Here is a 9,297-nt window from a genome sequence, read left to right as displayed (position 1 = left end):
TAAATTATATAGTACTTTCATGCCTTTACGAATTAAATGCCTAATCCTATTATCAAATTTCTCACATTTCCACATTCTGTATTTGCCTTATCTTTAGCGCCCTTAATTTTTTGTATAATCGAATAATAAAAAAAGTCATGAGCGTAACTTTAGGCAACCGCGAATATTTTCCCGGTATCAGCAAAATCAAATTCGAAGGGTCTCAGTCAGACAACCCGCTTTCTTATAAATGGTATGACGAAAACAGGGTAGTGGCCGGCAAAACCATGAAGGAACATCTTCGTTTTGCCGTGGCATACTGGCATACCTTCTGCGGAACCGGCGGGGATCCTTTCGGCCCGGGCACCAAACGGTTTTCATGGGACGCCAGTCAGGATGCCGTACAACGTGCAAAAGATAAAATGGACGCTGCTTTTGAGTTCATCACCAAGTTAGGCGTTCCTTATTATTGTTTTCATGATATAGACCTGGTGGATGAAGGAAACTCTCTTTCCGAATATGAAAGCCGCCTGCAGGCAATTGTGGATTATGCAAAGGCCAAGCAGGAAGCCAGCGGCGTAAAGCTTTTGTGGGGAACCGCCAATGTGTTCTCTAACCCGCGCTATATGAACGGCGCTTCTACCAATCCCGACTTTAATGCGGTAGCCTATGCCGGTGCGCAGGTGAAAAACGCGTTGGATGCCACTATTGCTTTAAAAGGCGAGAACTATGTGTTTTGGGGAGGCAGGGAAGGATATATGACGCTACTGAATACCCAGATGAAACGGGAACTGGATCACCTGGCTAATTTTTTAACGATAGCACGCGATTATGCCCGGCGCAATGGTTTTAAAGGTACTTTTTTTATTGAGCCCAAACCCTGCGAGCCTACCAAGCACCAGTATGATTACGATAGCGCAACAGTGATCGGCTTTTTACGTCATTATGGCTTAGACAAAGATTTTAAGCTCAATATTGAAGTTAATCATGCTACTTTAGCCGGGCATACTTTTCAGCATGAGCTGCAGGTGGCAGCCGATAATGGGATGCTGGGCAGCATGGATGCCAACCGGGGCGATTACCAGAACGGGTGGGATACCGACCAGTTCCCCACTAATCTCAATGAATTGGCAGAATCTTTACTTATTATTCTTGAAGCAGGCGGCTTTGCAGGAGGCGGTATCAATTTCGATGCTAAAACACGCCGGAACTCAACCGACCTGGAAGATATTTTTCATGCGCATATCGGCGGTATGGACGCCTTTGCCCGGGCCCTTGTTATTGCTGATAATATATTGCAAAAATCTCCTTACCTGAAATTCCGCAAAGAACGCTACGCTTCATTTGACAACGGCGCCGGTAAAGATTTTGAAGAAGGTAAGCTGCAATTAGAAGACCTGAGAAATTTTGCGGCGCAACACGGTGAGCCTGCGCAGTTGAGCGGTAAGCAGGAATGGCTTGAAAATATCATCAACCAGTATATCTGAAATAACCGCGCTTAAAATCATCATTTTGCCGTAGGTTTGCTGGCTTTTTTAAAAACCAGTGATCAAAATAAAATAAAAAATATACGGATGAAACTTTCTTCGAGATTACAGAAATTTAATGAGCCGGAAACTTTAAAAATGGCAAAGCTGGGCCGTGAATTAAGGGCTAAAGGTGTAGATGTGATTGACCTTAGCCTGGGTGAGCCCGATTTTGATACGCCCGACCATGTTAAACAATACGCAAAAAAAGCCATTGACGATAACTACAGCCATTACACGCCTGTTGCGGGGTACGCCGATCTGCGTGAAGCAGTATGCACCAAGTTAAAACGCGATAATAATTTAGACTATAAGCCGGAAAATATTCTTGCATCAACCGGCGCCAAGCAAAGTTTGGCGAATGTAATACTGGCGGTTGTGGATATCGGGGATGAAGTGATCATTCCCACGCCTTACTGGGTTACCTATTCGGAACTGGTGCGCCTGGCAGACGGCAAACCGGTATTCGTTCAGTCGTCTATAGAAAGTAATTACAAAATTACGCCGGAGCAGTTGGAAGCGGCTATTACGCCCAAAACAAAGCTGTTTATGTTTTCTTCGCCCTGTAATCCTTCCGGTTCTGTATATAGCAGGGAAGAATTAAAAGGCCTGGCTGAGGTATTTAGCAAGCACCCGGATGTGCTTATTATTTCGGATGAAATATATGAATACATCAACTATAAAGGGAAGCATGAAAGCATTGCGCAGTTTGCCGGTATTAAAGACCGTGTAATTATTGTAAACGGCTTAAGTAAAGGATTCGCCATGACCGGCTGGCGGCTTGGTTATATAGCTGCCGACCCGGCCATTGTAAAAGGTTGTGAAAAATTACAGGGACAGCTTACCAGCGCCACCTGCTCCATTACGCAGCGGGCAGCTATTGAAGCCCTTACCGGTGACCTTACCGCTTCTCACGATATGCTAAAAGCATTTACGGATCGCCGTAAGCGCATACTGGAATTACTTTCGGCAATTCCCGGTGTGGCATGTGCTGAGCCCGATGGCGCTTTTTATGTATTTCCGAAAGTAGACGCTTATTTTGGGAAGAAGCATGGAGAAACCGTTATTGCCAATGCCGACGACCTGTGCATGTATTTATTAAATACGGCGCATGTATCTACGGTAACCGGAACCGCATTTGGCGAACCCACCTGCATCCGTATTTCTTTTGCCAACAGCATGACCAATATTGAAAAAGCGGTGGAACGCATTAAAAAAGCCCTGGCTGCTTTGCAATAAAATAGTTGAATAGGTATTGCTAAGATCTACAGCTACAAAGACACGAAGCCACAAACCATTTTCCTTTGTGACTTCGTGTCTTTGTGGCAAAAAACAACAATTTACGAAATAGGAAAGTATGAAGAAGCTGCATGTTTTTCTGTTGCTGTTTTTTACGGCCTCTGCATTGTTTGTTACCGCACAGGATACCGTTTATTTTAAAAACGGCTTAATGGCTAACGGGCTACACCGTTATGGCCGGGAAGCGTTGTATACCGATCTGCTGGCTTACCAGTTATACACCCATACCCTGCAGCAGCCGCGGGAAAACGGTGTGCTGGCTGAAAAAGCCGGTCAGCAGGAAATAAAATGGGTGGCTGTTACGGCAGACAGTTTGAACAATTTCAGGATGCCTCTGCAACCGGGTATGAGAGGAAGGGGCATGGGCTTTTTCAATAGCGGCTACCTGTATGTTACCTATACCGCAGATAAGGAAAAAAAGGCGCTGCTCAATACAATGGGCAGCAGCAGCGTGTATGTAAACGGAGCGCTGCATACCGGCGATCCATATGCTTCAGGCTGGTTATATATTCCAATAAAATTGAAAAAGGGACTCAATGAATTTTATATCCGCTCGGGCTTTCGCACAACGGCCAGCCTTGTTTTTCCTGTAAAACCTGTTAATTTAAATACCGAAGACCCTACATTGCCGGTAATCGGCTCACAAAATAATAACGCATTGCTGCAGGGCGCCGTAGTTGTGATCAATACCTCTTCGAAGCCGCTTCAGCATGTAAAGATCAAAAGTAATGTGGCGGGAAATGAAATGGTCTCCGATTTGCCTGTTATACCGGCCATGAGTACCCGGAAGGTTCCCTTTTCGTTTAATGCAGGCCATGTTGCACAAAAAGGTATGTACGAAATGACGCTGCTGCTCACAGACGGTAATAAAACGCTGGATGAAAAGCATGTATCCATTGAAGTAGTGGGGCAGGACGAACCGTACAGCAATACCTTTGTGAGCGCTATTGACGGAAGTCTTCAGTATTACGCGGTAACCCCGCAATCGGGTGCTAACACGGTAAACGCTGCATTGTTCCTTTCTGTTCATGGCGCCGGAGTGGAAGCCATTGGCCAGGCCAGGGCTTATAAACCGAAAGACTGGGGCATACTGGTGGCAGCTACCAACCGCAGGCCACGCGGTTTTAACTGGGAAGACTGGGGAAGGTTAGACGCGATGGAAGTATTGAATATTGCTAAGGAAAAGTTTAACCCCGATCCCCAGCGCATATACCTTACAGGCCATTCAATGGGTGGGCACGGTACCTGGTTTTTGGGCGCTGCTTACCCCGAACTGTGGGCGGCTATTGCGCCCAGCGCGGGCTATCCTACATTAAAAGAATACGGTTCGCACGATGGAAAGATACCCGACAGCACCAGTTCAGCCGTAGAGAAAATATTATTGCAGGCCGGTAACCAGAGTGATGTGGTGCAACTGGCTGAAAATTACAAACCTTTAGGCGTATATATCTTTCATGGCGATTCGGACCGGGTGGTTTCAGTAAACTATGCACGGCAAATGAGAAAAGTGCTGGCGGATTTTCATACGGATTTTGCATATAAAGAGTATCCCGGGGGCAGCCATTGGTTCAGCAATGAAAGTGTGGATTGGCCTCCTTTATTCAATTTCTTTAAATCGCACACCATATTGCCTGACAGCGCTGTAAATACGATTGATTTTAAAACTTCGAGTCCCGGTATATCTTCTTCCTATCGCTGGGCAACTATACAACAACAAACTCTTCCTTTGCAGTTTAGCCGTATTCAACTGAGCAGGAACCTGGCTGCCAAAACCATAACCGGTTCAACCGGAAATGTACAGACCCTGAAACTGAATGTAGGCCAGTTCGGAGCAGGCGCATCCATTACAGTAACATTAGATAGTTTGGCGCCCCTGCTCTATACCGTTAGTAATGCCGCAGACAGCATCTGGCTTCAAAAGCAAAACAACCGGTGGCAGGTGGCTAAGGTGCCCGGCATAGATGAAAAAGGGCCGCAGCGTTATGGCACCTTTAAAGAGGCCTTTAATCATAACATGGTTTTTGTATATGGCACAAAGGGAAACAAAGCTGAAAATGAATGGGCGTTTAATAAAGCCCGTTATGATGCGGAAACCTGGTATTACAGGGGCAACGGGGCTGTTGATATCATAGCAGACAAAGTATACGATGCGGATCAATATGCAGGAAGGAACGTGATCTTATATGGCAATGCCAGCACCAATGCCGTATGGCAAATATTACTGACCGATGCCCCGGTACAGGTAAGCCGTAACCATGTGCGTGCAGGAGCCAATGCATGGAGCGGCGATGACCTGGCTGTATATTTTACCTGGCCCATAAAAAATTCGCCGCTAACATCCGTAGGTGTTGTTGCGGGCACGGGCTTAAAAGGCATGAATGCTGCCAATGCCAACCAGTATTTTGCCGGTGGCAGCGGCTTCCCCGATTACATGATCTTTCGCTTTGATATGCTGCGCGATGGCAGCCAGGCTATTGAGCTGGCAGGCTTTTTTGATAACAGCTGGCAAATGGATGTAAAGAACCAGGCCGGCGGCGAATAGCGGGGTGAAGGTAAGTGAATAGGCCATTGGCAATGGTGAACCCACCATTCACCACGTCTCACGTCTCACGTTTGGCACGGCACTAACCTTTAACAGGTTCCCCTGCATTTAAATAAGTAATAACCGCCCTGATCTCGCCATGTGAATAAGCATCTCCGAGTTTTTCTTTAACAGGCGATGTGGCAAAGCCGGCGCCCGTTTCTTCAATGGCTTTGCAAATGGCTGCTATTTTTTCTTCAGAAAGAATATCCGTTATTTTAATTTCACCTGTTGGAATAAATCTTGATAAATGCCCTTCAATAGTACCTGTGGTCAGCTCCCTGAGCTGTGCAATTTCGGCTATGCTTTTCCCTTCCATGAACAGTTCAAGGCTCATGCGCTGTGTATCGCCCTTTTTAGCTTTTGCCGTAATACTGGTTTCCGCTGCAGCTATTGTTTCCTCAACGGTGGCCGGTTTTTTTTGCATTTCTGCTAATTGCAGTAAATCGGATAACTGCGTTCCTTTCAGTAAGCCTTCCGACAACTGAACAGCCTGTGCGATCTGTTGTTTTTTCCTGGTAATATCCAGTTCTATGCTGCGCAGCTCCTTCAGGTATTTCTTTACTTTCTTTTTTACCTTCATCTCATTGGCATGTTGTTTCAGGGAAGCCAGCATTTTTTCTAGTGATTGAGTGAAGTAGGCAAATGCAGCGGTAACGCGTTCATGCAGCTTGGTAAATCCATTTGCTTCAGCCTCAGTAATCAATGCGGTTAGTTGTTTGTTGAATTTGTCGCTTACTTCCAGCTGCGATTGCGCCAGTGCTACTAAACTTTGTGCCCATTGTATAGCGGTGTTCTTGTCGGGAATCTGGCGATGCGCGTATGCTTCGTAATGTATACTAATGTTTTGGGTGAGCTTAATAAAATTAAAGGCATGGGTTAATGAAAAGGTAACGAAGCGTTTCTGTTCCTGCTGTAGCTGTTCCTGCATTTCTTCATCGTCCATTTCGCTTTGGGCAAAGGTTAATACCCGCGGATCGGTATGGATGCATTGCGGATGTATCCTTGAATAGAGCACCAGCCCGTTGAGCGCAGTAAGCCGGCTCAGCGCCACATATACCTGCCCGGGTGCAAAGGAAGCGCCAGCATCAATAATGGCTTTTGTAAATGTAAGCCCCTGGCTTTTATGAATGGTAATGGCCCAGGCCAAACGGAGCGGATATTGTGTAAAAGCACCTAATTCTTCTTCCTCAATATTGTCTTTTTCCTTATTGTAGTTGTAGCGGATGTTTTTCCATGTTTCCTTTTCAAGCAGCAGCTCATTATCATCACCGGGGAATTTTACATAAATCTTGTCGCCGGCAATACGGCTTATCATGCCAATCTTTCCATTATAGTACCTCCTTACTTCACCTTTGTCGTTTTTGGTGAACATAATTTGAGCGCCGGGTTTCAGCCTTAATATTTTTTCGGCAGGAAGCGCCCGCTCATTGAAGTCGCCTGTTAGTTCTCCTGTAAAAGCAGATGATTTGCCGGGAAGCTTTTCCAGTTCCTGCCTGTTGATCTGGTCGGCGCGTGCATTGTGCGTGGTAAGCACAATAAAATTTTCTTCCTTAGGCGGCTCAAAGCCCGGCTTATAATATTGATGCAAACGTTCGAGATCGGCAGCGGTAGTATTATTGTTCCGGACATTATTGAGTATCTGTATAAAATCCGCTTCATTCTGGCGGTATATTTTTTTCAGTTCTATGTAAACCGGCGGGTTTTGCTGTATAACCAGTGCGTCAAAAAAGAAAGGACTTTTATAAACGGATTGCAATATTTCCCACTCCGCATTATTGATCACCGGAGGTAGCTGAAACAGGTCGCCGATATATAATACCTGCACCCCGCCAAAGGGCACCAAAAGCTGTCGCCGGTAATGCCGGAGTATAATATCTATGGCATCTAAGGTATCGGCGCGCATCATGCTTACTTCATCTATCACCAGCAGTTCCAGCTCCTGCAGCAGTTCCCGCTTACTGCTGCTAAACTTTAAATTTCTGAACAGGGTATGTTCATTGGTAACCTGTGTTTCGCCTGCTGCAGCATGGTGTGTGGGCAGATAAGGTCCAAACGGCAGTTGAAAAAAAGAATGAAGGGTAGTGCCACCCGCGTTTATGGCCGCAACACCGGTTGGAGCCACTACGGCCATTTTTTTAAAACAGTTGTCCCGTATATAGCGCAGGAACGTGGTTTTTCCGGTGCCTGCCCTTCCGGTTAAAAAAATATGCCTGCCGGTTTGATTAACAAACTGCAATGCACGTTGGAAATGTACATTAGAAGCATCGAAGGACGTCATGTTTTCCAAAGGTAAAAGCTATTAGGTAATAAATAATTGGTGTTAGCAAACGAAGTTTTAAAATACACATATCCTTTTGTAAAAACAAGCACTTTTTTGGTTTGTAGTATAATCGCTACAGGCGTTTTTATACAAATTGTACGCAACAAAGATATAATGTACTATTTTTTATCGCCATGTGATGCCTGATCTTTGCGTTGCAAACGCGGAATGATAAAAGACGATTAAGAACTGCGGAAATGCACAAACCTTTAATTTTATCGCTCACTTTCAGGTACATAAAAGCCGATAGCAATAAATTGAATCTTAAACCACAACCTGAGAAACAACCCTAAACCCTTCACCAGAAGGTGGAAATGCAAGCTTAAGTAAATAGTCCCTTAACCAGACCTCATCCCTGACCCCCTGGAAATCATTTCTATCTTCTGGTGTTTTTTATCGTTTATTGGAATTCATACTACAGGGAACAATTCATCGTTTTATTATTGGTATAACGCCTGTTATGCCTAAATCCAGTAATATGAAAAATCCGGTCTTCTATATTTTACTTTCAGTTGGTTTATATTCCTGCGCGTCCACAGAGCTGGTACGGTTAAGCGTATTGGAACCTGCTCCGGTAACCCTTCCTGCACATATAAAAAATGTTGGGGTAATTAACAGGAGCGAAGTAGCCCAGCAGAATAAAGTGGTGGATGTGGTGGATAAAGTGTTTTCTTTAGAAGGAAAGGACCTGGATAAAGAAGGAGCGCAGGCAAGTATTGCCGGACTGGAAAATGAATTGCTGAAAAACAACCGGTTTGCAGGCGTAAAAACAATTGATGGTGCTGGTCTCACAAGCCCTGTTCCGGGCATTTTCCCGGCGCCGCTTACCTGGGATGTGGTAGAAAAAATATGCAGGAAAAATAATACGGATGCGCTTTTTGCGCTGGAATTGTTTGATACCGATTCAAAAATCACGTATGCCGCTAACCCGGTTACCGTTAATACGCCCTTAGGCAAAGTACCCGGCGTTGAGCATAGCGCCACCATGCTTACCACGGTAAAAGCAGGCTGGCGTATATATGATCCTGCTGAAAGAAATATATTAGATGAGTTTCCTGTATCGGGCAAAATGGCGTTCTCCGGCAAAGGCATTAACCCGGTGAAAGCGGCAGGCGCCTTAATTGGCCGCAAGGAAGCGCTGAAGCAGGTGGGCAATAAAGCCGGACAGGATTATGCATTCAGGATTATTCCATACTGGTTACGGGTGTCGAGAGATTATTATGTGAGAGGAACAGACAATTTCCGAATGGCGCGTCGTAAAGCGCAAACCGGCAACTGGGATGATGCCGCGGCGATATGGGAAAAGGAAACCACCAGCGATAAAAGCAAGGTGGCCGGGAGAGCCTGCTATAACATGGCTATCATTAATGAGATCAACGGTAACCTCAACGGGGCTATACAATGGGCACAAAAAGCCTATGAGAACTATAATAATAAACTTGCACTGCGGTATGTAAAAATTCTGGAAAACAGGAAGGTCAATAATGCTATCCTGGAAGGACAGGAAGCGATAAGCGCCCGGTAAGCTTACCTGCATATCTTCATTTCATCGCTCTTCAATCGCATACCTCCGTCAGTACTGCATATTA

General features: G+C 45.4%; 5 protein-coding genes. 4 read left to right on the top strand and 1 reads right to left on the bottom strand.

Annotated features, from left to right (window positions below; all coding sequences use genetic code 11):
• Nucleotides 1–137 precede the first annotated feature (137 nt).
• The 3 genes from xylA to PLE34_RS11255 all read left to right on the top strand — a co-directional run bounded on the left by xylA (nt 138) and on the right by PLE34_RS11255 (nt 5,346).
• Nucleotides 138–1,466 carry a xylose isomerase gene (gene xylA / locus PLE34_RS11265; protein ID WP_324556933.1) on the top strand — a complete coding sequence of 443 codons (1,329 nt, stop codon included), beginning with the start codon at nt 138–140 and terminating at the stop codon, nt 1,464–1,466.
• An 87-nt stretch (nt 1,467–1,553) separates the two neighbouring features.
• On the top strand, nt 1,554–2,744 hold the full coding sequence (locus tag PLE34_RS11260) for a pyridoxal phosphate-dependent aminotransferase (protein ID WP_324556931.1): 1,191 nt from the start codon (nt 1,554–1,556) through the stop codon (nt 2,742–2,744).
• Between the two features lie 118 nt (nt 2,745–2,862).
• Nucleotides 2,863–5,346, top strand: a complete 2,484-nt coding sequence (locus PLE34_RS11255) for a carboxylesterase family protein (protein WP_324556929.1) — start codon at nt 2,863–2,865, stop codon at nt 5,344–5,346.
• Between the two features lie 82 nt (nt 5,347–5,428).
• On the opposite strand, the gene PLE34_RS11250 is transcribed toward PLE34_RS11255, so the two are convergent.
• Nucleotides 5,429–7,666, bottom strand: coding sequence for a helix-turn-helix domain-containing protein (locus tag PLE34_RS11250; protein ID WP_324556928.1), 2,238 nt, complete (start codon nt 7,664–7,666; stop codon nt 5,429–5,431).
• A gap of 520 nt (nt 7,667–8,186) precedes the next feature.
• Here PLE34_RS11250 and PLE34_RS11245 point away from each other — a divergent pair.
• Nucleotides 8,187–9,233 carry a DUF6340 family protein gene (locus PLE34_RS11245; protein ID WP_324556925.1) on the top strand — a complete coding sequence of 349 codons (1,047 nt, stop codon included), beginning with the start codon at nt 8,187–8,189 and terminating at the stop codon, nt 9,231–9,233.
• Nucleotides 9,234–9,297: the final 64 nt, after the last annotated feature.

It is taken from the genome of Agriterribacter sp. (genome assembly GCF_035445465.1).
In the GTDB taxonomy this organism is placed as follows: Bacteria; Bacteroidota; Bacteroidia; order Chitinophagales; family Chitinophagaceae; genus Agriterribacter.
Note: the sequence above shows the minus strand (reverse complement) of the source record. Positions and strands in the feature narration are given on the sequence as shown.